Origin of the sequence: Sinorhizobium glycinis (assembly GCF_001651865.1) — a bacterium.
Taxonomy (GTDB): Bacteria; Pseudomonadota; Alphaproteobacteria; order Rhizobiales; family Rhizobiaceae; genus Sinorhizobium; species Sinorhizobium glycinis.
The window spans coordinates 153049-176115 of sequence record NZ_LPUX01000061.1 but is presented as its reverse complement, the minus strand read 5'-3'; the positions used below and the strand labels follow the sequence as shown (position 1 = coordinate 176115).

Below are 23067 nucleotides of genomic sequence, written 5' to 3'. Positions count from 1 at the left end.
CTCGGACCAGGACGCGAATGCCCGTGCTATCCCCTCGCCGCCCAACCGCCCTGACCGGTTTTGCTGACCGGCGCGTCGACCGCCAGGAGCGCTTCGACTTCACGGGCAACGAATACCGCATGCTCGGTCACCTGCGGGAGCCCCATCAGTTCGCCGAAAGTTCCGCGTGCGAGCGGCCCCGCTACGAAAAGCCACCGGTTCGAAAGACTATCGGCGCCGACGGCGCGGGCGTCGCGACCGCAAGCAATGCCGAGCCCGGTTTCGCATGCTGTCAGCACGCCGGCGTCTTCCAGACCTGCAAGGAAGGGCTGGGAACTCAGGATGCTGCCGTGAGCGGGACCGGTGGTGACGACGATGGCGTCCACGGCGATCCGACGCTGCGCGCCGAGAACCCTTTCCTTGAGGTCAACCACAATATGTTGCCCTTCAATCGCCGCAGATGCCACGGAGGCGGCTAGAATGTTGAGCCTGCCGCTTTCCACCGCCCGGTCGAGAACCATCTCGACCTGCGGCGCTATTCGGAATCGATGAACGTCCCAATAGGACCGCGCAAGTCGGGCGATGCGCCGGCGCTCGATAACAGGCAGGGCCTGCCAGATTTGCTGGCCTTGCGCCCGCACGGCATCGAGGACGGGATGCCAGTCCAGACCCCGTTGCCGGGCCGCACGCAGCGTCTGGCGAATGCGGCGGAGAAGCTCGGAGGCGCGCGTGATCGGTTCGGAGACGAAGTCGCCATAGGGATCCTGCGCGACGGCGGGATGGCCTCGGGACCGCAGGCCGCGGCGCGAGATGGAAATGATGGGACCGTAGTGGCCCCGCTGCTCCAGCGCGGCGACGACATCCGCCGACGTCAGACCGTTTCCGACGATGAGGACCCGATCTGCTGGCGCAATGACCTCGAGCGCGCCGCCCTTCGTCGGATCGGCCATCAGCTTCGGATGCGACAGGACGGGCAATAGGGCTTTCGGCGGAGCCGGCGCCGGGTGGCTGACCGCGATCACCACGACGTCGGCCACCATTTCCCGATCGTCGCTGGTGGAGATCGTCCACTGACCCGCCGAGCGCCTGATGCCGAGCACGCGGACGCGACGGTGCTCGATCGCGCCGCTTGAGAGATAAGGCGCAAGCTCGCTCGCCACATAATCGCCGAACACGGATCGGCGGGGATAAGGCACGCGGTCCGCGGTCAGGGCATCTGGATCGCCTGCGAGCGCGTTTACGCGTTCCAGATAGCGGACGAAACTCTCCGGCTCGTCCGGATAGAGGCTCATCCTGCCGGCCGGCACATTGATCCGGTTTGTCGGTTCCGCCGTGTCGTAAGCGAGACCGGCCCCGAGCCTGGCGCGCGGTTCAAACACGACGACGCGCGCCTCTGGTCCCGGTTCCCGGCTGCGCGCCAGATGCAGCGCGACCGCCGCCCCGCTGAAGCCGCCTCCGACGATGGCCACCACTGGCAAAGGTTCGAATTTCCGCATGCTGCACCTCCGCAGTCGACAGCGCTCCGGTCAACAGGACACGTCGAAGATCAAATTGCGCCGTGCCGCGGAGGCAACAGCCCGTTCAGGTAATAATTGCCGATATGGTGGTATTTCCACCGCACCGGATCGTGCAGCGAGTGGGTCCGGGCATTGCGCCAGAAGCGATCGAGGCCGTAGCTCTCAAGGGTCGAGCGCGCTCCGCCGAGTTCGATCAACTTCGTCGACGCAAGTTGGGCGGTCTCGGTCGCGAGCGCCTTGACCTCCGCGACGGCGATCGATGCCACGGCGACCGTGTCTTCCGTCGGAGTTTCCGTAGCGGCGTCGAGCAATCGGCCCGCACGGGCGAGCAGCGCATCGGCCGCGTGGACGCGGATCGAGACGTCCCCCACCGCATGGATCGTGTGCGGATCCTCGAATCCATGCTTGATAGAGAGCTCGAAGAACGGCCGCGCATGCGCCCGCACATAGGAGATCGTTTCAGCAAGTGCACCGCGCGCCAGGCCGACCTGGACTGCCGAGTGAACGATCTGCGCCAAGGGCCCCATCGGCGTCGGCCGTTCGAAAACGCCGTCATGGTCGACGACCTCAAAGGCGGTGACCTCGACGTCGTCGAAGGTAACCGTACCGCTGCCCGTCGAGCGCTGGCCGAACGAAGTCCAGTCATCGACGAGATCGAGCCCGGGCGTCGCCCGATCGATGAAGACGAGGTTCACGCGTTCGTTCTCGTCCTTCGCCACGGCGACGACGATGTGGGCGAAGAGCGAACCGGTCGAGTAGAATTTCTGGCCGTTGAGCAACAGTCTGCCGTTCTCTTTGCGAAGACGCGTCCTGAAATCGACCGGTGTCCTCGTGCCGATTTCCGTGAATGCATTGCCGAGGCGATCCCCATCGAGGATGCGCCCGAAGAAATGCCTCTTCTGTTCTTCGCTGCCGGCGAGCCGCAGTGCCTCGACCATATAGAAGTGGTTCTGCGGAATCTGTCCGATGCTCGAATCGGCCGCCGAGATGATCGCCGTGACTTCGGCAAGGGTAACGGCGGAGACCCCGGCCCCGCCATGGGCCTTCGGGACGGTGATCGCCCAGAGGCCGGATTGCGAGAAGCGCTCTATCTCCGCGAGCGGCAGACGGCGCTCGCGGTCGCGCTCGGCGGCGCCGATGGCGAATTCGCGCGCCAGCTCCCGAGCGACGGCGACCGCTTCCCGGTCATCCTTGATGCGGTAGGCTTTTGTCCGGCGCGGCGGCACATGAGGCGCAGGACGGCCGGCGATAAGCGCGGCCTCCCGGTGCAGTCTGCGGTCGTTCTCGCTCATCGCTTCTCGCCTCAGTTCCAGGCGTGGCGCGGCGGGTTGACGCCGTTCAGGTAGTAATTCCCCACGTGGTAGAACTTCCAGCGCACCGGATCGTGCAGGGTATGGACGCGGGCGTTGCGCCAGTGCCGGTCGAGATTGTGCTCGGCAAGCGTCGAGCGCGTACCGGCGAGTTCAAAAAGCTTGTTCGTCGCGAGAATGGCGATTTCGGTCGTCAATACCTTGGACTCGCCGGTCTTGATCGTCGCCTCCGAGACCGTCTCCAGCGTCGGGTCCGTCTTGGCGACGTCGATGCTACGCCCGGCGATTTCCAGCAGCGCCTCGGCGGCGTGCAGCTTGATCTTCAGGTCGCCGATCGCCGCGATCGTGAACAGATCCTCGCCGGCGGTCTCCTTGCCGCTGTCGACCCATGGCCGGCTATGGTTCTTGACGAAGGCGATCGTATCCTCGATCGCGCCGCGCGCGATGCCGGCATCTATGGCCGCCTGGATGATCTGTGAGACCGGACCGCCGATCGTCGGATGGTCGAAGGAGGTGACGTGGACCGCGCGCGCCCGTGGCACCCGGACATTTTCGATCTTGACGGACCCGGAGGCCGTGGTGCGCTGGCCGAAGCTCGACCAGTTGTTGGTGACCGTCAGGCCGGGAGCATCGCGGTCGGCAAAAACCAGATAGCCCTGCCCGTTCTCGTCGACGCCGACGATCGGCACGACATGGGCGAGGAGCGCGCCGGTCGTGTAGAACTTCTCGCCATTGACGATCACGTCGTCGCCGTCGAAGACGACCTTGGTCTCGAAGGCCGCGACCGTCTTGCTCTTCAGTTCCGAGAACGCATTGCCGTAGCGGATGCCTTGAAGCGCCCAGGAGAAGAACAGCTTCTTCTGTTCCTCGGTGCCGTCGAGATCGACCGTCGCGACGATGGCCAGATGGTTCTGGGTGATCTGGGCGATTGCCGGATCGGCCGCGGCGATCGTGGCGATCACCCGTGCGAGCGTCGCATAGGAGACTTCCGGACCACCATAGGCCTTCGGCACGTTGATGCTCCAGAGGCCGCTCTGGGAATATTCGTCCAGTTCGGCGATCGGCAGCAGGCCTTCTCGGTCGCGCAGAGCCGCACCCGCCTTGAACCGTTCCGCCAGACGTTCGGCGATCTCGATCGCCTCCGCGTCGCTGGTGATGACATGGGCCGGCGTCGCCGGCTTCGGGCGGGGCGGTACAGGATCGTGCGAATTGACACGGGGATGGACGGAATAGTCGATCTTGGCGTTGGAAAGAGTACCCATGGCTCGATGCTCCTTGAGAACAGGGTTAGCTGCCGGTGGCGCGCAGCGCTTCGCTGCGTTTGATGGCTTCGATGTCGCGGTAGTTCGCGCCGGGATGCGGCGCCTCGAGGCGGGGCCCCTGTCCGAACAGCTTTTCGCGCAGCGTTCCCGGACGGTATTCGCGCGGATAGACGCCGCGCTTCTGCAGCTCCGGAACGAGATGGCCGACGATGTCCTCGAAGGTCTCGGGCGTGACCGCATAGGCGAGGTTGAAGCCGTCGACGCCGGTGTCCTCGACCCACTGCTCCAATTCGTCGGCAACCGTCGCGGCGGAACCGACGACGACGGGGCCCATGCCGCCGATCCCGCCCCATTCGGCGAGCTCCCGGATCGTCCAGCGCTTGTTCGGATCGCCTTCGGAGAGGCTTTCGACCGCCGAATGGATTGCGTTCGTCTCCACCTTCCGCACCAGGTCGTCCGGCTCGTAGCGGGAGAAATCGATGCCGGTCCAGCCGGACATGAAGACCAGCGAGCCGTCATAGGAGACGTAGTCGAGATAGTCGCGGAACTTGGCGCGCGCCTTCTCGTCGGTCTCGTCGACGATCACCGTCAGCAGATTGTAGATCTTGATGCTTTCGGGAGAACGTCCCGCCGCCGCGGCTCTCGCCCGGATGTCGGCGACATAGTTGCGAAGGATGGTCTTCGTCTGCGCCGCGACGAACACGCATTCAGCGTGCTCCGCCGCAAACTTCTTGCCCGGCCCGGACGCGCCGGCCTGATAGAGAACCGGGGTGCGCTGCGGCGAGGGTTCGGAGAGATGATAGCCCGGAACCTCGAAATATTTGCCGCGATGGCCGATCTCGTGGACCTTTTCGGGATGCGTGAAGACCCGGGCATCCCGGTCGCGCACGACCGCGCCATCCTCCCAGGAGCCTTCGAGCAGCTTGTAGATCACCTCCAGATACTCCCGAGCGACGGCGTAGCGGTCGTCATGCTTGCGCAGGCCTCCCTGCCCGACATTCTTCGCGCCGCTTTCGAGATAGGACGTGACGATGTTCCAGCCGACCCGACCTCTGGTGTGATGATCCGCCGTCGAAAGCCGCCTTGCGAAGGTGTAGGGATGCTCGAAGGAGATCGACGCGGTGATGCCGATGCCGAGATGCTCGGTCGCCAGCGCGATCGGCGCGGCGAGCTGCAGCGGGTCGTTGACCGGAATCTGCGCCGCCTGATGGAGCGCGTGGTAGTTGCTGCCCTTGTAGACGTCGTAGTAGCCGATCACGTCGGCGATGAAGATGCCGTCGAAGACGCCGCGCTCGAGCGTCCGCGCCAAGTCCTGCCAATAGTCCAGGTCCTTGTATTTGAAGGACCTGTCGCGCGGATGCGCCCATAGCCCCGGCGACTGGTGGCCAACGCAGTTCATGTCGAAGGCGTTGAAGCGAATGGTCTTGCTCATCGGAGTCTCCGTCCGGCTCGGGCGAGGTTCGTCATCAGCATCGCAGGTCGCCAGCTACTATACAGTCAATCTATGTTTTTTATGTATTTAAGCGCGGAAGTTTTTTCTTCGCTCGCCCTGGCTTGAAGAAAGCCGATAACGGCAACCGGCGCCCGGGCGGATCCAACGGCCGGGCGCCGGCAAGGAACGGCAAGCTGCGCCATCAGAGCATTTTGCACTCAGGTGGAAATCACCTGACGTCGCGCAAATGCGGCAAGAACAAAGGATTAGACCGGCGCGAACCTATGTGAGCGCGTCCCGCTCTAACTCCAGGCGTGGAGCGGCGGTTTCTCGCCGTTCAGGAAATACTTGCCGAGGATCGCGTATTTCCAGCGCACCGGATCATGCAGCGTGTGGGTGCGGGCATTGCGCCAATGGCGGTCCAGATTGTGCTCGGCGAGCGTCGAGCGCGTGCCGGCCAGTTCGAACAGCTTGTTGGTGGCAGCGATCGCGATCTCCGTCGAAAGGATCTTCGCCTCCGCCGTGACGATCTGGGCCTCTGCCACGGTTTCAGCCGTCGGATTTGCAACCGCACGGTCGATCGCATATCCGGCCTTTTCGAGCAGGGCCTGCGCAGCATGGAGGCGCAGCGTCAGGTCGCCGACCGCCTGGATGGTGTACGGATCGTCCCAGGCGTTTTCGAGACCGCTGTCGACCCAGGCACGGCTCTTCGTCCGCACGAAGGCGACGGTTTCGTCGATTGCCGCCTGGGCGATGCCGGTATCCACGGCCACCTGGATGATCTGGAAGATCGCGCCGTCCGCCGTCGGCACTTCGTAGCCCTTGTAGCCGGGAACGAGGTGCGTCTTCGGCACCTTGACATTGTCGAGGATGACCGTGCCGGAAAGCGTCGTACGCTGGCCGAAGGAAGACCAGTCGTCGACGACCGTCAGGCCCGGCGCATCGCGTTCGGCAATTGCGTACCAGGCGCGGCCCTCGTCGTCCAAGGCGACGATCGGCACCAGGTGAGCGAGCAATGCGCCGGAGGAATAGAACTTCCGCCCGTTGACGATGACATGATCGCCGGCATCGACGAACTTCGTCTCGAAATCGACGGCACGCTTCGAGCCGAATTCCGAGAAGGCGTTGCCGAAGCGGGTGCCGCGCAGCACCTCCGCAAATAGCAGCTTCTGCTGCTCCTCGTCGGAAACGGTGCGGACCGCGGCAACGACACCGAGATGGTTCTGGGCGATCTGGCCGATCGAGGAGTCGGCGGCGGAAATGATCTCGATCACCTTGGCGAGAGTCGCATAGGAGACTTCGGGGCCGCCGAACTTCTTCGGCACGTTGATCGACCAGAGCCCGCTCTGCGAGAAGGCATCGAGTTCCTGAACCGGCCAGATGCGTTCGCGGTCGCGCGCGGCCGAACCGGGAGCAAATTCGGCAGCGAGCTTCTTCGCCACCTCGATCGCCTCGGAATCGCTCCTGATGACATGCGCCGGCTCGCTTGGCCGCGGCACCGCCGGAACGCCATGGGCGGCATCGCGTGTTCTGATAGTCGAAATGGTCATTCGGGTTCTCCCTTTCAATGAATGGTCAATAGGCGGCGAGAACGGCAGCGCCGGGTTTCTGTCCGAGATAGAAGGCCTTGACGTCGTCGCGGGCCCTCAGATCACGGGCATCGCCGGACAGCACGCTGCTGCCGTTTTCGAGGATGACGGCCCTGTCGGCATAGGTGAGCGCCACGGCCGAGTTCTGTTCGGCGACGAGGATCGACAGCCCCTCCTCCCGATTGAGCCGGCGCAAGGTGCGGAAAATGTCCTGAACGACCAGCGGCGCCAGCCCCATGGAGGGTTCGTCGAGAACGAGAAGACGCGGCCGCGACATCAACGCCCGGCCGATCGCCGTCATCTGCTGCTCGCCGCCGGAGGTCAGGCCCGCTGCCAGGCGGCGCTTTTCCTTGAGGCGCGGGAACCAGGCGTAGACCCGCTCGAGGTCGGCCGCGATTTCGGCCCGCTTTGCGCTGCGTCCGATCCCGCCGGAGACGAGATTCTCCTCCACCGTCAGACTGCGAAAGCAATGCCGGCCTTCGAGAACCTGCACCAGCCCTGCCCTGACGAGCGCCGCGGGAGCGGCCGCCGCGACGTCGAGCTCGCCGAACCTTATGCGTCCGGCGACGACCTGCCCGCGTTCGGCCGGCAGCAGGTTGGATACGGCCTTCAGCGTCGTCGTCTTGCCGGCGCCGTTGGCGCCGAGCAGCGCGACGATCTCGCCGCGCTTCAACGTGAAGCTGACGCCGTCGAGCGCCCGGATCGCGTGATTGTAGGTTGCCTTGACGCCTTCGACGGCAAGCAGGGTTTCCACATCGGCCATGTCATTCTCCTCTAGAGCGGGATGCGCTCACATCCGTTCGCGCCGCTCTATTTCTTTGTTTGCCGCATTTGAGCGACGTCAGGTGATTCCACCTGCCTGCAAGGCGCTCTGGCGATTTGGAGATCGGGCCGGGCATGGCGGGTCACCCTCGGCCATGCCCGACCCGACACCATCAGTTGGTCGCGGCCTCCGCATCTTCGGCCGTTCGCAACTTGATGCCCTTCTCCGCGGCATAGGCTTCGGAAGATTTTTCGATGATCGGGCGCAGCAGCGCCCAGTCCGGCGCGATCCAGTCGGAAACGACGTTCCACTTCTTGCCGTCCCACTGCTGGAAGGTGACGTAGCCGTTGCCCTCGTGGTTGTCCCAGGTGACGTTGATCGAGTGGAAGAGGTTCTTCGCGCCGAGCGCCTCGACGCGGGCGGGATCAAGCTGCAGGTGCTCGAAGCCCCAGCGGACCTCGTCGCCGGTCAGAGTCCGCTTGCCGAACTTCTCCTGGGCAATACGGATCGCCTCGACATTCAGGATGCCGTTGACGATGCCGAGATTGTGGTAGACGGAACCGATGCGGTTCTTGTCCTCGAGATTGCCCTGGCCCTTGTCGTAAAGCGTCGAGACGATCTCCTTGACCACCGGATATTCGGTGCCCGAGGCCTGGGTGGTGATGGCTGTATAGCCCTTGGCGGTGTCCCCTGCCGGGATCACGTCTTCTTCCGAGTTCGACCAGACATTGCCGATGATGTGGTCGACCGGGAAGCCGGTCTTGGCCGCGGTCTTCAGCGCCACCGGGTTCATGACGCCCCAGCCGCGCAGCACGACGTAGTCCGGCTTGGCGCGGCGGATCGTCAGCCATTGCGACTGCTGCTCGTTGCCTGGATGCGGCACCTCGATCTGCTGCAGCTCGAAACCGTATTTCTCGGCGAGAAGCTCGTAGATCGGGATCGTTTCCTTGCCGTAGGGCGAGCCGTGATAGAGGACGACGATCTTCTTGCCCTTGATATTTTCAAGGCCGCCTTCCTTGGAGGCGATGTAGTTCACGATGCCGGATGTCTCGCTGTATGGGTTCAAGAGCAGCGGGAAGACATAGGGGAAGACGCGCCCGTCGGTGGAATCGGTGCGGCCGTGGTTGATGGTGATCAGCGGCACCTTGTCGGCGGTGATCCGGTCGATCATCGCATAGGCGATGCCGACCGAGAGCGGGTTCCAGGCGGCGACGTTCGGGTTGCTCTTGAGACGCTCATAGGCTTCGACGCCGCGTTCGACCTCATACTGAGTCTCGGCTTCCGACCAGGTGAGCTTGACGCCGTTGACGCCGCCGTCGCGGGTGTTGATGAGGTTCAGATAGTCGATGAACCCGCCGAAGAAACCGGTGCCGCCGGCCGCATAGGGGCCGACGCGATAGCTCTGCAGCGGGAAATACTGCTCGTCCGCATGGGCAGCCGGCAGGGCGATCGTGAGGGCGACGCCGGCGGCGAGCGCCGCGGTCTTGAATTTATTGAGGATTGTCATTTCTGGACACACTCCGGGTATTGGCCGGTGCGATCACCGGACCTGGATTGATGGAAAGAGGATTTCTTGCTTTTGGGAGCTCGCTTCGCTCCGACCTCGTCAGCTCCGTCCGAAAACGGAACCGAGGCGTCTCACGCTTCTGTCCCAGAGGGCGACGAGCCCGTCCGGTTCGAGAACGAGAAAGAGGATGATCAGGCCGCCGAGCACGATGCGCTGGCTCATGTCGCGCACGCCGGAATCGAAGATGTCGCCGAGGAAGAACGCCCCGAGCCGCGACAGGACGAGCGGGAAGACTACGATCAATGCCGCACCGAAGAAGGCGCCGCGAATGGAGGCCAGCCCGCCGATGATGATGATGAACAGCACCTGGAAGGAGCGGTCGAGATTGAAACCCGCCGGCTCGACGGTCCGAAGATAGGCGAAGGCCCAGAGCACACCGGCGATGCCGATGATGAACGACGAGATGGCGAAGGCGAGCAGCTTGGTCCTCAGCACCGGCACGCCGATAATGCGCGCCGCCGTATCGTTGTCGCGCACGGCGATGAAGTTGCGTCCGGTCTGAGACGAGACGAGTCTCAGCGCTAGGAAGGTGAGCACCGTGACCACCGTCAGCGCGAAAAGATAGCGGCCGGCGGCACTGTCGAAGCCGATGCCGGCAACGCCAAGCGGCGGCGCATCGATGACGCCCGAGGCGGAATTGTTGGAAAACCAGCCAAATTTCGTCAGCGCCCATTGCACGAAGAATTGCGCGGCGAGCGTCGAGACGGCGAGATAGAAGCCCTTCAGCCTGAGGCTCGGCAGGCCGAACACGATCCCGATGGCGGCGGCCGAAAGCCCGGCAGCTACGATGCTCGCGACAAGCGGCAGGCCCTCGACGCGCAGGTTGAAATTATAGGCGGCGAAGGCGCCGACCGCCATGAAGGCGGCGCTGCCGAGTGAAACCTGCCCGGCATAGCCGGTGAGCAGGTTCAGGCCGACACCGGCGAGGCTCAATGCCAAGAACGGCAGCAGGATCGCCTCGAACAGGTAACTCGTCCCGACGAAGGGGATGACGAGATAGGCTATAGCGAGGAGCGCCGCCGGAATCAGCCACCGCGGATGCGTCGATGCCACAGGGAGGTCGTTTGCGATGGAGGCCACGGTCAGACCCTTTCCACGAGCTTCTGGCCGAACAGGCCGGAGGGACGAATGAGCAGGAAGGCGAGTGCGGCGACGTAGGCGAACCAGCTTTCGATGCCGCCGCCGAAATAATCGCCGAGATAGACCTCGGCGAGCTTCTCGGTCGCCCCGATCAAAAGGCCGCCGACGATGGCGCCGAGGATTGAATCGAAGCCGCCGAGGACAAGGACCGGGAGAGCCTTGAGCACCACGAGCGACAGGGAGAACTGCACGCCCAGACGCGCACCCCAGAGCAGGCCGGCCACCAGGGCCACCAGACCGGCGGTCGCCCAGACGGTCGCCCAGATCCATGGCAGCCGCAGGCCGATGGCAAGTGCTGCGAACTGATCGTCCGCCACCGCACGGAAAGCGAGACCGATGCGGGTATAGCGGAAGAAGATCGACAGGAGCGCCACCATCCCGGCCGCGACCGCCGCGGCGAAAATGTCGAACTGGCTGATGAAGACACCGCCGACATCGAAGGGAATGTCCTCGATGCCGAGGTCGAGGGCATGCACCTGCGTGCCCCAGAGAAGCTGCGCGGCTCCCTCGATGACATAGGAGAGGCCGAGCGTCGCCATGAAGAGCGTGATCGGCGGCCTGTTGGTCAGCGGCCTGAGCACCGTGCGCTCGATGCCGATGCCGATGACCACCATCAGCGCGAAGGTGACGACAAGCGCCAGCGCGAACGGGACTCCGCGCTCGACCAGGCTGACGAAGGTCAATGCGGCGAAGAGCAGCAGTGCCCCTTGGGCGAAATTCAGGACACCGGAGGTCTTGTAGATCAGCACGAAGCCGATCGCGACCAGCGAGTACATCACACCGGAAAGCAGCCCGCCGACGAGCACTTCGGTGAAGAAAAGCCAATCGAAGTCCGACATCAGATCCCCGCTCCGTCTTCGTTCTCCGGCACGACGCCGAGATAGGCATCAATGACTTTCTGGTCCGTCCGCACCTCTTCGGGCGTGCCGTCGGCGATCTTGCGGCCGTAGTCGAGCACGGCGATCCGGTCCGAAAGCTCCATGACGACGCCGATATCGTGCTCGATCAACACGACCGTCGTGCCGTGGGCCCCGCGAGTCGCCCGCACGAACCCGGCCATTTCTTTCTTCTCGGTGGCCGTCATGCCGGCCATCGGCTCATCGAGAAGCAGGACGTCCGGCTCGGCGACCAGAGCCCGGGCGAGTTCCACCCGCTTCTGCAGCCCGTAGGGCAAGGTGCCGGCCAGCCGGTCGGCGACATCTTCGAGATTGAGGAAAGCGAGGATCCGCCGAGCACGCTCGCGAGCGTCGGCCTCCTCGCGGCGAGCGGTGCCGATCCGAGCTATCTGGCCGAGGAAGGTCGAGCGGACCGTGTAGGCCCGACCCGCAACGACATTGTCGAGAACGCTCAAACCCTTGAAGAGCGCAAGGTTCTGGAAGGTTCGGACGATGCCGAGACGCGCCAGCCTGTCGGTCGGCACCTGGGCATAGCTGTCGCCGCCGATCAGCACCCGGCCGCGATCGGGGCGATAGACGCCGCTGATCACGTTGATGAGCGAACTCTTGCCGGCTCCGTTCGGGCCGATGATCGCCCGGATTTCGCCGCGGCTTACGGCCAGATCGACATTGTCGAGGGCCGTGACCCCGCCAAAGGACAGGCTGACGCCGTCAAGTTTGAGCTGGGCATCGGGGCTCTCACCGGCACGCACCGGTGGCGCCGCTTTGACAGCGAGATCAGGGCGATGCTGGACGGCCGGCGGAATTGGCGCCGTGCCAAGTCCTTCGAGCGCATAGGTCATTGCGTGCATGTCCTTCCCTCTCAGAAGCGACGGCAGGGGCCGCCATGGGCACACGAGTTCCCGGCGGGGCCGCGATGGCCCCTTCTCTCTTGCCAGTGCGGGCCGCTGTTGTGACCCGCCGTTTTCACATGGTTATTCGGCGGCGACCGGCTGGACCGCGTCCGCCGCCTCGAGTTCGCGGACGAGCGGAATGACGTGCTTGCCGAAATATTCGACTTCCTCCTGGAAGTGCAGGAAGCCGAGCAGGATGAGGTCGGCACCGGCGCGCTTCAGGTCGATGATCCGCTCGGCCACTTGCCGCGGCGTGCCGATCAGGTTGGAGCGGAAGCCGTCATTGTATTGGACCAGATCCTCGAAGGTGGATTTCGCCCAGTTGCCCTCGCCTTCCGGCGAGGCCTTGCCGGCGTTCTTGACCTCATGGCCGAAGGCGTTGACCGCCTCCGGATTGGCCTTCTCGATGATCTCGGCAAGAACGGACTTCGCCTCTTCCTCCGTCTCGCGGACGATCGCGAAGGCATTGACGCCGATACGGACGGAGTGGTTGTTCTCCTTGGCCTTCGTGCGGATGTCGTTCACCTGCTTGGCGATCTGGTCCGGCGTGTTGCCGTTGGTGAAGTACCAGTCGGAAACGCGCGCCGCCATGTCGCGTGCGGCACGCGAGGAGCCGCCCTGGAAGATTTCCGGCTGCGGATCGAGCGGCTTCGGCTTCAGCGAATAATTGTTGAAACGGTAGAAATCGCCGCGGAAGGTAAAATTGTCCTCGGTCCATATGCCGCGCAGCGCCCGGATGAATTCTTCCGAACGGCGGTAGCGCTCGTCGTGGTCGAGCCAATGCTCGCCGATGGCAGCGAACTCTCCACGGAACCAGCCGCTGACAACGTTGACGGCGACACGCCCGTTGGTGAGATGGTTGATGGTGGCAATCTGCTTGGCGGCAAGTGCCGGATTCCACGGTCCCGGCAGGATTGCCGCAATCACCTTCAGCTTTTTCGTCGCTTCCAGCAGCGCGTGGCTGAAGGAAACCGATTCATGCTGGAATTCGGCACCGTAACCGGCGGTGAAGCGGATCTGGCTCAAGGCGTAGTCGAAGCCGTTTTCCTCGGCGATTTGCGCTAGTTTCCGGTTATAGTCGATCGTCCAGCTTGTGCGCTGTTCGATATTGGAAATGATCAACCCGCCCGAAACATTCGGGACCCAATAGGCGAACTTCAGCGGCTCTCTTTTTGTATGCGACATTTGAGTCTCCCTCTCCTGCTTTGTTCATGCTTTCATGGCAACCGGCGCCGGTCGGTCTTCACCGGCGAAAAACGGAACCCTCTGCGGGCTACTGGGCAGCAGGCGCGCTAAGTCGGCGATGGCACGATCCACGCGCTCGAGCACCGCCGGATTGGTGAGCCGATAGTCGGTGAAATCGGCTTCGACGGCGTAGACGGAGGTCGGAACCGAGAACGCGTTGAAAAACCCGAACAGCGGGCGGAGCTGATGCTCGATCATCAGTGCATGCAGCGCACTGCCGCCGGTCGCTGCGAGCACCACGGGCCTCCCCGTCAGAGCCCGATAGTCCACCAGGTCGAAAAGGTGCTTCAGAGCGCCGGTGTAGGAGGCGCGATAGACGGGCGAGCCGACGATAAGGACATCCGCGGTTTCGACTGCGTCGATGATTTCCCGCCCTTCGCTATCGAGCTGATCGGCTCTCAACGCACGAAACAAAACCGCCGCAGCATCGGCAAGTTCGATGATGCGCTTCACGCCCCCGAAGCGGCGTTCAGCGGCTGAAGCCAGGGCCTCGACGAGCGAGGCCGTTCGTGACGGGTGCTTAACGTTGCCGGACAGTCCGAGGATTCTCATTGTCGTTCCATCTCAATCTGCGCAGTTACTTTATAGATTTAGTATACTTTAATAAGCAAAATTCTCCCAAATTTGGGCCCGTGGGAGGCGGAATATTGCAGGCAAGGTGCCACCTCCGGAATGTTGCATCAGTCGTTTATGTGAGTGGAGATCGGAACGAGGGTCCCTCGGCCCCATGTGATGTAGGTTGCGGCGCGCCGACAGCACTCTTGGAGCGACCCCTCTCGCGCGACAGCAGCGAGGCGAGTCGGTAACCCATCGGCCAACGCCCGAAGCCGCTTTTCACATTGATATGCCCTTGAGGGCCAAGGTCGACGAGGCTGCTGCCCCATGCCGCTGCAAGGCGCCGCGCTTCGTTGAATTGCATGTACGGATCACTGCGGCTCGCCACGAGCATGCTCGGGAATGACAGCCGCTTTTCCGGCAGCGCACCGAAACGAATGGCGCCGGGGTGGAGCTTCTCCGTAAGGGCCGGATCGCATGGAGCGACCAGAAAGGCACCCTTCACCCGCCCCGCAAGCGGGCTTGAGGCAATCCGCGCCGCCAGCAGACAGCCAAGGCTATGAGCAACCAACAGAGCCTTGTCCGTCGTTGCCAGGACCTCTTGGAGCCGGGCGTTCCAAAGGTCGAGATCGGGCCGTTCCCAGTCGTCCTGCTCCACCAGCACCGCCCTGGGATCATCGCGCAGCCAGTGCGCCTGCCAGTGGTCGCCAAAGGAACCCCGGAAACCGGGGAGGATGAGCGTTCGGGTCATGCAGCTCGCTCCTTCGGTGGCGGCGATGCCGACCATCCGGCGCGTCGCCGCAACGTTGAGCGGCAGGCCACACCGGATCCGGCGGTCTGAGGGCCGCGCGTCTTTGATCGATCCCGATCATGACGCCGGACTCCACGGCGGATAAGCGAAGAAAGTCTATAATCTATTTAACCTATAGAATATATTATCTGACGCGCGCCCCTGGGGGCAGGTAATGACGGGTGGCCCGCTTTCGCACTGGCCCGCGAAGAAATACCGTGCCCGATCTGCCGGCCGTCGCAGGAAAATCGTTCCGCTATAATACATAAAATACATCTATTATATGTATATTCTGATCGTCATCTCCCGCATGATGCAAATGGGCGACGGCCGGCAGGCGCCACTCAAAGCGCACGCTCCGAGGCCGATTGCCGGAACCCAAATCTTGACGGAGATATTTCCATGTCCAACACCATTTTCGGCCAGGCCTATCGCCGCCGTAGCGTGCTCAAATCTCTCGCAGCAGCGGGTACCCTGCCCTTCATCGCACCGTTTGCCTCGTCCACGGCACTCGCCTCGAACAATAAGTTTGCTGGGCGCACCATCAACCTCTTGATCATCCAGCCCCACGTCGTCACCGGCAAGAAGATCGCCGAGGACTTCGAGAAGCTGACCGGCGCCAAGGTCAACGTCACCGCGGTGCCCTATGACCAGGTCAGCGTCAAGGCGACGCTCGACGTGCAATCGGGTGCCAATGAATTCGATGTCATCGACTACTTCTACACTTACAAGGGCCAACTCGCCGAAGACGGCGTAATCGAGGACGTGACGGATCTCATCGAGCGCGACAAGGCGGAAATCCAGCCGGAAGACTTCATTCAGACCATCTACGACCAATACACCTTGCATGACGGCCGCCGCTACGGCCTGCCCTATGACGGCGACAGCCATCTTCTCTTTTACAACCGCGAGCTTTTCGACCGCTATGGGCTGAAGGCGCCGACGACCTGGGACGAATACAATGAGAACGCCAAGGTCATCTCCGAGGCCGAGTCGAAGAATGGCATCTATGGTGCCGCCGTGCTCGGGGCAAAGATCCCGGTCATCATCCTGTCCACCTATGCCAACCGCCTGACCGGCTTCGGCGGCAATTTTCTCCATGCGGACGGCTCGTCCGCGCTCGATAGCGCAGAGGCCGTGGACGCGCTGAAGTCGCTGCTCGCGTCCGCGCCTCATGCTCTTCCGACTCCGCTTGAGACCCGCTTCGAGGAAGGCTTGCCCGCGTTTCTGAACGGCAAGGCGGCGCAGATCGACTTCTGGACCGACCTCGGCGGCTATGCCCAGGACCCGAAGGGATCGAAGATCGTCGACAAATGGGGTGTGACGCGCATCCCGGTCGGCGGCAGAAACACAACGCCGCGCCTGGCCTTCAACGCCGGCTTCGGCTTTGCGGTCACCACCGGATCGCAGAACAAGGATGTGGCCTGGGAACTGATCAAACTGGTGACCAGCAAGGACTATCACGAACAGCTCTTGGCGCTCACCGGTTCAGGCATCGATCCGGGCCGCCAGACGGGTCTGAAGTCCGAGAAGTTCAAGGCCTTCCAACCGCTCGTGCAGCCGCTGCTCGATGACGGCGCACTGGAGAACAGCCTGGCCTGGCCGACGGCGGTCTATGCGCCGAAGCTCGAAAACGCGCTGACCGACGAACTCGCGCTGGCGCTCGCCGGCACCAAGAGCGCCGAACAGGCGATCGCCGATGCCCATCGGGCCTGGACCGAGATCATCGAGACCAACAGCTGATTGCGCGCGGGGCGCAATCGCTTCCTCCCGGCGGCGCCCCGCAATTTTCTTCAACGAGGCGAAAGATCATGAGTGCACATTCCTTGCCGAAGCGCAGGCTCGGCCACACCGGTTTCGACATCACACCTGTTGGCCTTGGGGCCTGGGCCATCGGCGGTCCCGATTGGGGCTGGGGCTGGGGAACCCAGGACGATGCCCAGTCGATCGCGGCCATCCGCCATGCGGTTGCACGCGGCATCAACTGGATCGATACGGCCCCGGTCTACGGTCTCGGCCATTCCGAGGAGGTCGTGCGTGAAGCACTCTCGACAATACCCAGATCCGAGCGTCCCTTGATCTTCACCAAGGCCGGCCTCGTCTGGGATCCTGATAATCGCAACGCCCTTCCCGCCCGTATCGGTGATGCCAAATCGTTGCGTCACGAGGTCGAAGCTTCGCTGCGACGACTCGATGTCGAGGTGATCGACCTCTACCAGGTTCACTGGCCGGCCAATGACGGCACGCCGATCGAGGAATACTGGTCCACTTTCGCCGATCTCAAGGCGGAGGGCAAAGTCAGAGCCATCGGGCTTTCGAACCATGACCGGGAATTACTGCAGCGCGCCGCGACAGTTGCCCCCGTCGACGTCGTCCAGCCCCCCTTCTCGGCTATCAAGCGCGGATTCGCCGAGGAAGGCCTGCCCTGGGTGCGGGCGCATGGCAGCGGTGTCATCGCCTATAGTCCGCTGCAGTCAGGTCTGCTCACGGGAGCATTCACGCCGGCGCGCGCCCGGGCGCTGCCGGAGAACGACTGGCGGTCGCGCGACGAGGACTTCCAGGGCGAGGCGCTCTACCGCAATCTCGCATTTGCAGAGGGACTGAAGCCCATTGCCGCACGTCACGGCACGACTGTTGCGGCCATAGCGGCCGCCTGGGTTCTCGCCTGGCCCGGAATCACCGGGGCCATCATCGGGGCGCGCAAGCCGGCGCACATCGACGGCTGGATTGATGCCGCAAAGATCACCCTCGCGCCGCGCGACCTCGATGACATCGAAGACATGCTTCTCGCGACCCAGGCCGGCAGCGGGCCGACCCGCCCCGATCTCGCAGAGGCTGCATGACCGCCTTCGCCGCCGACGTCATGCGGCTTGGCCAAACCCGCCACACGGTGCGCCGGAGCCTCCTTCCGGCGCGTCTCGGACGCGCGCTTTGGATTGCGCCTGTCATTCTCGCACTGACCGTGACGACGCTTTATCCAACCGTCTTCCTGCTGGCGCTCGCCTTCAGCAAAAGCACGCTCGGAAAACCGTTCCGTGGCTTCGCCGGCCTGAAGCATTTTGCAACGACCTTGCAGGATCCGATCTTCCTCTCGGCGCTCGTCAGAAGCGTCGCCTATGCTCTTACAACGTCGCTGCTGCAGCTTACGCTCGGCTTCCTGATTGCGCTTCTTTTCACCTCTCTTCTGAAGGCGGGCCGCGTCCTGATGAGCCTCGTGCTGCTGCCGCTGATGACGCCACCGGTGATGGTCGGCGTCGCCTGGAAGCTCATTCTCGCGCCGGCCGGAGGTCTCTTGAACGGCACCTTGCTCAAGTACGGGCTGATTTCCGAACCGATCTCCTTCCTCGGGCACCCGCTTCTTGCCTGGCTGGCGATCGCGGTCGCGGATCTCTGGCAGTGGACGCCCTTCATTGTCATTCTCTGCTTTGCGGCACTTTCGACGATACCGGAAGGCGTCCATGAGGCGGCCCTCGTCGACGGTGCCAATGCCTGGCAACGCTTCCGGCACATCACGCTTCCGCTCGTTGCCGCACCGCTCTCGTCGATCTACCTGCTGAAACTCATCCTCTCGTTCAAGCTCTTCGACCTCGTCTACATTCTCACTTTTGGTGGACCCGGTTTTGCAACGACATCGGCGGGCTTTTCCATCTACCGACGGGCGATCGAGCAGTTCGACGTCGGCCGTGCCGCAGCCGAGACAATCGTCTATGGCCTCGTCATCGGGCTGGCGGCACTCCCGGTGGTCCGCATTCATCAGCATTTCGAAAGGCGAGAATCATGAGGCTCGGCGCACGGCATATCTGGCTGGCCGTGGCGACGGCGCCGATCGTCGGTTTCTTCGCTCTGCCTATCCTCTACCTCGTCGCCGTTTCCTTCAAAACCAAGGACGACGTGCTGAGCGGCCATTTCTGGCCGACGGTGGCGACGTTCGCGAACTGGCCGGACGCCTTCGAAGCGGCAGACATTGCGGGCTTCATCTTCAACTCGGTCACGGTCTCGGTGTTTGCCGGGCTCCTCACCATCGCGCTGGCGCTCCCCTCATCCTATGCGGTGTTGCGGCTCAAGATTGGCGGCAAGTGGCTGGCGGACGTGACGCTTTCGAGCTACATGGCGCCGCCCATCGTGGCCCTGATTCCCCTCTTTTTCCTGCTGAAGGGGACCGGGCTTCTCAATACGCGCGCGGGCCTCGTCCTCATTTACGGCTTCGCCAATGTGCCGGTCGCCTTCTGGCTGCTGACGCCCTTCCTGCGCCGGATGCCGATCGAGATCGAGCAGGCGGCCGCAATAGACGGCGCGGGACCGCTTCGCACGCTTCTTGAGATCGTCGCACCGATCATCGCGCCCGGTATCGTGGCGACCCTCATCATCGTCACGGTGCTTTCCTACAACGAGTTCCTCTTCGCCTCGGCCTTCACCTTTTCCGATGCCACGCGAACACTGCCAGTCGGCATCTCGCTCTTCCAGGGCGACAGGCTGGTGAACTTCGGCCAGATGGCAGCGGCCTCACTCGCCGGCATCGCACCGGTCTACCTGATCGCGCTCTTCATGCAGCGCTACCTGGTCAGCGGACTCGCGCATGGCGGGGTGAAATAGGAAGAGGCCAACGCGAGGGTCATGGCAAAGCCGGCTTGACTACAAGCCGGCACCGCTCAACGGATCCTGCATTGGCCACGCCGGCCCTTCGAGGCTTGAGAGCTGGAAAGCTCGCACCACGAAGTCCTAGCAACCGCTCGTCATTTCGGAGTGCGGATCTTGCTGCCAAGACTCGCACGCCTCGTGGGTGTGCCCACGAGTGAAACATTCTCCCTATAACACATAAATTTAGTGGATTATTTCTGTCGAAACTACGGCCGTTCGTTACGCTCTGACTGGTTGAATTCACGGCATTCACCGAAGACGTTATTCGTCGCACAGGGGGCAAAACATGAATATGAAGAGTGTTATCACTGCAATCGCCATCGGTTTCGCCAGCCTCTCCATGGCTGCAACTGCCGATGCCGCCGATAGGAAGGTCGTCGTCGCCTACCAGACGGATGCACTGCCGTCCTCTGTGGCGATAGCCAATGGCGAATTTGCCAACGCCACAGGTTACGACATCGATTTTCGCAAGTTCAATTCCGGCGCTGAAATTTTCGCCGCTATCGCAGCCGGCGACGTGCAGGTCGGCTATGTCGGGTCCAGTCCCTTCGCGGCCGCGGCTTCACGTGGCCTGGAGGTCAAGGCGTTCTATCTTTCCTCCATCTCCGGGATCGACGAAGCTTTGGTGGTCCGCAACGGCTCGGGCATAGAAAGTCTGAGTGACCTGAAGGGTAAGAAGCTTGCGGCAGCACCCGTTTCGACGGACCACTATCAGCTTCTGGCTCTGATCAAGTCGCTCGGTCTCACCGAAAAGGACGTTCAGGTCTTTGCAATTCCGCAGCCTGAGATCGTCGCCGGTTTCAACCGCGGCGATATCGATGGCGGCTTCGTTTGGGATCCGGCGCTGACCGAGTTGAAAAAGAACGGCAAGGTGCTCGTCACCTCCAGGGATGTGGCCGACAAGGGCGCGGCGACGTTCTCGGCCTGGGTGGCGACCTCTCAGTTCGCGGCCGACAATCCGGACTTCTTGAAGAGCTTCGCCTCGGTCATCAACAAATACTATGCCTCGTATGCATCCGACGAAGGCGCATGGAGCGCCGACAGCGAAAACGCCAAGGCGCTCGCCAAGTTGCTCGGCGGTACCCCCGAACAACATGCGGCCGCATTGAAGAATCTCTCGTTGCTGACGCCTGAGGTTCAGGCTTCCGAGGCCTGGCTCGGCGGCGGAGATAAGTCCGGTGCGGCCAAGATCCTGAAGGAAACGGCAGCCTTCCTGAAGGATCAGGGGAAGATTTCCGAGGTCCTGCCGAACTACGGTGCCTTCGTCACTGCCGACGCGCTGACAAGCGCGAGCAACTGATCCTCCCCCGATACCGGCGCGCTGGCCGCGCCGGTATCGAACATACGAGAGAGCACATGCTTAAAGTCGATCACGCCAGTGTCTTCTTCGCGGCGCGCGATGGCCGGCCCGTCCATGCGCTTGACCGCGTGTCTTTTGAAATTCCCGAGAGCGGCTTTGTCGTTGCCCTCGGTGCCTCGGGATGCGGCAAGTCGACATTGCTCAACGCAATCGCCGGCTTCCTGCCTCTTTCGGATGGCGCCATCATCCTGGATGGGCGACCTGTTCGCGGTCCTGGTGCCGACCGTGGTGTAGTGTTCCAGAAGGATGCCCTTCTTCCGTGGGAGACGGTGATCGACAATGTCGCACTTGGTCTGAAATTCGCGGGCGTGAGCAAAAGCGAGCGAAGGGCTCGCGCCCATGAATTGCTTCGGCTGGTCGGACTCGGTGAATTCGCGAAGGCCCTGCCCTATGAACTGTCGGGCGGCATGCGCCAGCGGGTGGGCATCGCGCGCGCGCTCGCTACGGAACCCGACATCCTTCTGATGGATGAGCCTTTCGGTGCCCTCGACAGTCTGACGCGCGAGCAGATGCAGGAACTGCTGATCTCGATCTGGGACAGAACGGCAAAGCGGATCTTCTTCATCACCCACTCGATCGAGGAGGCTCTTTTCCTGGGAACCCAGGTCCTGGTCATGTCTCCACGGCCAGGCCGCGTCGTTGCCCGCTTCGATCTGGACTTCGTCCGCCGCTTTGCCGCGACCGGGGATGCACGGTCGATCAAGTCGTCGCCCGAATTTGCGAGTCTGCGCGAAGAAATACGGGCCATTCTTCACAGCGCCGAAGACCTCAGGAGCGCGGCATGAGCGACCTTGTCCAGACGACCCCCGTTTCATCGGCCGTGCAGCGTCCAAGGCCAAAGCTTGTCAAAATGGTAAGCTTCGGCCTGGGCGAGAAACCTACGGTCGCCATAAGCGTTGCGACCGGTCTCGCAGTAGCAGCTCTATGGTGGCTTGTCGCCGAGCTTGATTTGGTCCCGAACCTCTTTCTGCCGCGTCCTGGTGAGGTTCTGACCCAGGTCGGCATGCTTTATTATGATGGCTATGCGGGCGCATCCTTGTCCGAGCACATCTTCGCTAGCCTCTTCCGCATCGTCCTCGCGGCGTCGATCGCCATAGCGGCGGGAATTCCCTTGGGCCTGCTCATGGGCCTGAACCGCTGGGCAAAGGGCATCCTGGATACGCCGATCGAATTCTACTGGCCGCTCCCCCCTCTCTCCTATCTTCCGCTGATGATCATCTGGCTCGGCATCGGGGAAACGTCGAAAATAACACTGCTTGTGCTGGCGATGTTCGCACCGGTCTGCCTGTCGGCCCAAGCGGGTGTCCGTTCGCTACCCATCGAGCGCGTCAATGCAGCTCGATCGCTTGGCGCTCGCCCGCTTGAGCTCTTCATCGACATCGTGTTGCCGTCAGCCCTGCCTGAAATACTGACCGGCGTGAGGATCGCGGTCGGGATAGGATGGGGCACACTGGTGGCGGCCGAGTTGATCGCCTCGACACGCGGAATCGGTTTCATGATCATGTCCGCTGCACAGTTTCTTGCCACCGACGTTGTCTTCGTCGGGATCGGCATCATCGCGATCTGCGCCTTTGCCTTCTCCGCCGCCATCCGGTTCATCGAAGCTGTCCTCGTTCCCTGGAAGGGAAAGCTTTAAATCGCCGCCATCGCGAGTGCCTGTGTGCGTGAAGCGGGACGATTTGGCCGATTCGAGCCGGAGAGTGCGCCAACTTCGGCCCTCGACCTCGCGTCGTCTCCCGAGTAGAAGAGGACGCGGCTTCCACCCTCGGCGCGCGGATCACCAGAGAGCAGATGCGGAGGGAGATGGTTGAACGCCTTTACGACACGAGCGCCCGGCACCAGGTCAGTGGTCGACAGTCGACCATTGAGCTCCGCTGGCTGGAAGAGAGGACGCAATATGCTGAAGGCCTGTCGCCGTCTGCGATCGCTCAAGAGCTGAACCGCAAGGGCATTCCCGGACCGCGCGGGCTGAAGTGGCGCGACACCGCCATCCGCGGCCACGTCGACCGCGGAACCGGCATCCTCAACAACGAACACTATCGCGGCCGGATCATCTTCAACCGGCGCAATTCAACGAGGCCGGATATGAACGGATCTAGAATCATCCCGCTCTAAATCGTCGAGGCAGAGA

The 23067-nt window shown here is 62.9% G+C and carries 21 protein-coding genes and 1 pseudogene; 8 read left to right on the top strand and 14 right to left on the bottom strand.

The genetic code is table 11. The features are described from left to right. Positions 1-26: 26 nt before the first annotated feature. From AU381_RS16420 to AU381_RS16360, 13 genes are all read right to left on the bottom strand, one after another. Entirely contained in the window at positions 27-1475 is a 1449-nt protein-coding gene (locus tag AU381_RS16420; RefSeq protein WP_064242810.1) for an FAD/NAD(P)-binding protein, read from the bottom strand. Positions 1476-1525: 50 nt separating this feature from the next. Then, positions 1526-2788, bottom strand: coding sequence for an SfnB family sulfur acquisition oxidoreductase (locus tag AU381_RS16415; RefSeq protein WP_064242809.1), 1263 nt, complete (start codon positions 2786-2788; stop codon positions 1526-1528). 11 nt (positions 2789-2799) lie between these two features. Next, on the bottom strand, positions 2800-4068 hold the full coding sequence (locus AU381_RS16410; protein ID WP_064242808.1) for an SfnB family sulfur acquisition oxidoreductase: 1269 nt from the start codon (positions 4066-4068) through the stop codon (positions 2800-2802). A gap of 25 nt (positions 4069-4093) precedes the next feature. After that, a complete protein-coding gene (locus tag AU381_RS16405; protein WP_064242807.1) occupies positions 4094-5500 on the bottom strand; it encodes an LLM class flavin-dependent oxidoreductase in 1407 nt (468 codons plus the stop codon). A 302-nt stretch (positions 5501-5802) separates the two neighbouring features. Next, positions 5803-7050 (bottom strand): SfnB family sulfur acquisition oxidoreductase, encoded by a 1248-nt coding sequence (locus AU381_RS16400; RefSeq protein WP_064242806.1) that lies wholly within the window; start codon positions 7048-7050, stop codon positions 5803-5805. Between the two features lie 25 nt (positions 7051-7075). Continuing rightward, positions 7076-7852: an ABC transporter ATP-binding protein gene (locus tag AU381_RS16395; RefSeq protein WP_064242805.1), complete on the bottom strand. Its 777-nt coding sequence runs from the start codon at positions 7850-7852 to the stop codon at positions 7076-7078. A 172-nt stretch (positions 7853-8024) separates the two neighbouring features. After that, on the bottom strand, positions 8025-9359 hold the full coding sequence (locus AU381_RS16390) for an ABC transporter substrate-binding protein (protein WP_064242804.1): 1335 nt from the start codon (positions 9357-9359) through the stop codon (positions 8025-8027). 99 nt (positions 9360-9458) lie between these two features. Beyond that, on the bottom strand, positions 9459-10499 hold the full coding sequence (locus AU381_RS16385; protein ID WP_064242803.1) for a branched-chain amino acid ABC transporter permease: 1041 nt from the start codon (positions 10497-10499) through the stop codon (positions 9459-9461). 2 nt (positions 10500-10501) lie between these two features. After that, complete coding sequence (locus AU381_RS16380) at positions 10502-11398, bottom strand: branched-chain amino acid ABC transporter permease (protein ID WP_064242802.1); 897 nt, start codon at positions 11396-11398, stop codon at positions 10502-10504. Further along, positions 11398-12306, bottom strand: coding sequence for an ABC transporter ATP-binding protein (locus AU381_RS16375; protein WP_064242801.1), 909 nt, complete (start codon positions 12304-12306; stop codon positions 11398-11400). Before AU381_RS16375 ends, AU381_RS16380 begins: the two co-directional genes overlap by 1 nt. Positions 12307-12429: 123 nt before the next feature. Continuing rightward, positions 12430-13533, bottom strand: coding sequence for a dimethylsulfone monooxygenase SfnG (gene sfnG / locus AU381_RS16370; protein ID WP_064242800.1), 1104 nt, complete (start codon positions 13531-13533; stop codon positions 12430-12432). A 24-nt stretch (positions 13534-13557) separates the two neighbouring features. Further along, a complete protein-coding gene (gene msuE / locus AU381_RS16365; RefSeq protein WP_064242799.1) occupies positions 13558-14145 on the bottom strand; it encodes an FMN reductase in 588 nt (195 codons plus the stop codon). Between the two features lie 136 nt (positions 14146-14281). After that, a complete protein-coding gene (locus AU381_RS16360) occupies positions 14282-14935 on the bottom strand; it encodes an RBBP9/YdeN family alpha/beta hydrolase (protein WP_244520081.1) in 654 nt (217 codons plus the stop codon). A gap of 405 nt (positions 14936-15340) precedes the next feature. On the opposite strand from AU381_RS16360, the gene AU381_RS16355 reads away from it, so the two are divergent. The 7 genes from AU381_RS16355 to AU381_RS16325 all read left to right on the top strand — a co-directional run bounded on the left by AU381_RS16355 (position 15341) and on the right by AU381_RS16325 (position 22572). Beyond that, positions 15341-16681, top strand: coding sequence for an ABC transporter substrate-binding protein (locus tag AU381_RS16355; protein WP_064242798.1), 1341 nt, complete (start codon positions 15341-15343; stop codon positions 16679-16681). A 68-nt stretch (positions 16682-16749) separates the two neighbouring features. After that, complete coding sequence (locus AU381_RS16350; RefSeq protein ID WP_064242797.1) at positions 16750-17781, top strand: aldo/keto reductase; 1032 nt, start codon at positions 16750-16752, stop codon at positions 17779-17781. Further along, the gene (locus AU381_RS16345) at positions 17778-18719 is read left to right on the top strand and encodes a carbohydrate ABC transporter permease (RefSeq protein ID WP_082910078.1); all 942 of its coding nucleotides are present in this window, start codon (positions 17778-17780) and stop codon (positions 18717-18719) included. The genes AU381_RS16350 and AU381_RS16345 overlap by 4 nt, the downstream gene beginning before the upstream one ends. After that, positions 18716-19531, top strand: coding sequence for a carbohydrate ABC transporter permease (locus AU381_RS16340; protein WP_064242796.1), 816 nt, complete (start codon positions 18716-18718; stop codon positions 19529-19531). Before AU381_RS16345 ends, AU381_RS16340 begins: the two co-directional genes overlap by 4 nt. Positions 19532-19868: 337 nt before the next feature. Next, on the top strand, positions 19869-20876 hold the full coding sequence (tauA, locus tag AU381_RS16335; RefSeq protein WP_425288624.1) for a taurine ABC transporter substrate-binding protein: 1008 nt from the start codon (positions 19869-19871) through the stop codon (positions 20874-20876). A 56-nt stretch (positions 20877-20932) separates the two neighbouring features. Beyond that, positions 20933-21721 carry a taurine ABC transporter ATP-binding protein gene (locus AU381_RS16330; protein ID WP_064242794.1) on the top strand — a complete coding sequence of 263 codons (789 nt, stop codon included), beginning with the start codon at positions 20933-20935 and terminating at the stop codon, positions 21719-21721. After that, on the top strand, positions 21718-22572 hold the full coding sequence (locus tag AU381_RS16325; RefSeq protein WP_064242793.1) for an ABC transporter permease subunit: 855 nt from the start codon (positions 21718-21720) through the stop codon (positions 22570-22572). The genes AU381_RS16330 and AU381_RS16325 overlap by 4 nt, the downstream gene beginning before the upstream one ends. Positions 22573-22634: 62 nt before the next feature. Here the strand turns inward: AU381_RS16325 and AU381_RS29785 are convergent. After that, positions 22635-22826 (bottom strand): annotated as a pseudogene (locus AU381_RS29785) (NADP oxidoreductase); the annotation flags it as partial. Here AU381_RS29785 and AU381_RS16320 point away from each other — a divergent pair. Further along, positions 22740-23051, top strand: a complete 312-nt coding sequence (locus AU381_RS16320; protein WP_064242792.1) for a recombinase family protein — start codon at positions 22740-22742, stop codon at positions 23049-23051. The pseudogene AU381_RS29785 and the gene AU381_RS16320 sit on opposite strands and share 87 nt — an antisense overlap. The last annotated feature ends 16 nt before the right edge of the window (positions 23052-23067 follow it).

Bases quoted from the DNA above. Each gene is read 5' to 3' on its own strand.
- AU381_RS16410 (WP_064242808.1), bottom strand. From the start codon at position 4,068: ATGGGTACTCTTTCCAACGCCAAGATCGACTATTCCGTCCATCCCCGT.
- AU381_RS16420 (WP_064242810.1), bottom strand. From the start codon at position 1,475: ATGCGGAAATTCGAACCTTTGCCAGTGGTGGCCATCGTCGGAGGCGGC.
- AU381_RS16350 (WP_064242797.1), top strand. From the start codon at position 16,750: ATGAGTGCACATTCCTTGCCGAAGCGCAGGCTCGGCCACACCGGTTTC.
- AU381_RS16325 (WP_064242793.1), top strand. From the start codon at position 21,718: ATGAGCGACCTTGTCCAGACGACCCCCGTTTCATCGGCCGTGCAGCGT.
- AU381_RS16415 (WP_064242809.1), bottom strand. From the start codon at position 2,788: ATGAGCGAGAACGACCGCAGACTGCACCGGGAGGCCGCGCTTATCGCC.
- AU381_RS16380 (WP_064242802.1), bottom strand. From the start codon at position 11,398: ATGTCGGACTTCGATTGGCTTTTCTTCACCGAAGTGCTCGTCGGCGGG.
- AU381_RS16395 (WP_064242805.1), bottom strand. From the start codon at position 7,852: ATGGCCGATGTGGAAACCCTGCTTGCCGTCGAAGGCGTCAAGGCAACC.
- tauA (WP_425288624.1), top strand. From the start codon at position 19,869: ATGAAGAGTGTTATCACTGCAATCGCCATCGGTTTCGCCAGCCTCTCC.
- AU381_RS16360 (WP_244520081.1), bottom strand. From the start codon at position 14,935: ATGGTCGGCATCGCCGCCACCGAAGGAGCGAGCTGCATGACCCGAACG.
- msuE (WP_064242799.1), bottom strand. From the start codon at position 14,145: ATGAGAATCCTCGGACTGTCCGGCAACGTTAAGCACCCGTCACGAACG.
- AU381_RS16330 (WP_064242794.1), top strand. From the start codon at position 20,933: ATGCTTAAAGTCGATCACGCCAGTGTCTTCTTCGCGGCGCGCGATGGC.
- AU381_RS16390 (WP_064242804.1), bottom strand. From the start codon at position 9,359: ATGACAATCCTCAATAAATTCAAGACCGCGGCGCTCGCCGCCGGCGTC.
- AU381_RS16355 (WP_064242798.1), top strand. From the start codon at position 15,341: ATGTCCAACACCATTTTCGGCCAGGCCTATCGCCGCCGTAGCGTGCTC.
- sfnG (WP_064242800.1), bottom strand. From the start codon at position 13,533: ATGTCGCATACAAAAAGAGAGCCGCTGAAGTTCGCCTATTGGGTCCCG.
- AU381_RS16340 (WP_064242796.1), top strand. From the start codon at position 18,716: ATGAGGCTCGGCGCACGGCATATCTGGCTGGCCGTGGCGACGGCGCCG.
- AU381_RS16345 (WP_082910078.1), top strand. From the start codon at position 17,778: ATGACCGCCTTCGCCGCCGACGTCATGCGGCTTGGCCAAACCCGCCAC.
- AU381_RS16405 (WP_064242807.1), bottom strand. From the start codon at position 5,500: ATGAGCAAGACCATTCGCTTCAACGCCTTCGACATGAACTGCGTTGGC.
- AU381_RS16375 (WP_064242801.1), bottom strand. From the start codon at position 12,306: ATGCACGCAATGACCTATGCGCTCGAAGGACTTGGCACGGCGCCAATT.
- AU381_RS16320 (WP_064242792.1), top strand. From the start codon at position 22,740: ATGGTTGAACGCCTTTACGACACGAGCGCCCGGCACCAGGTCAGTGGT.
- AU381_RS16400 (WP_064242806.1), bottom strand. From the start codon at position 7,050: ATGACCATTTCGACTATCAGAACACGCGATGCCGCCCATGGCGTTCCG.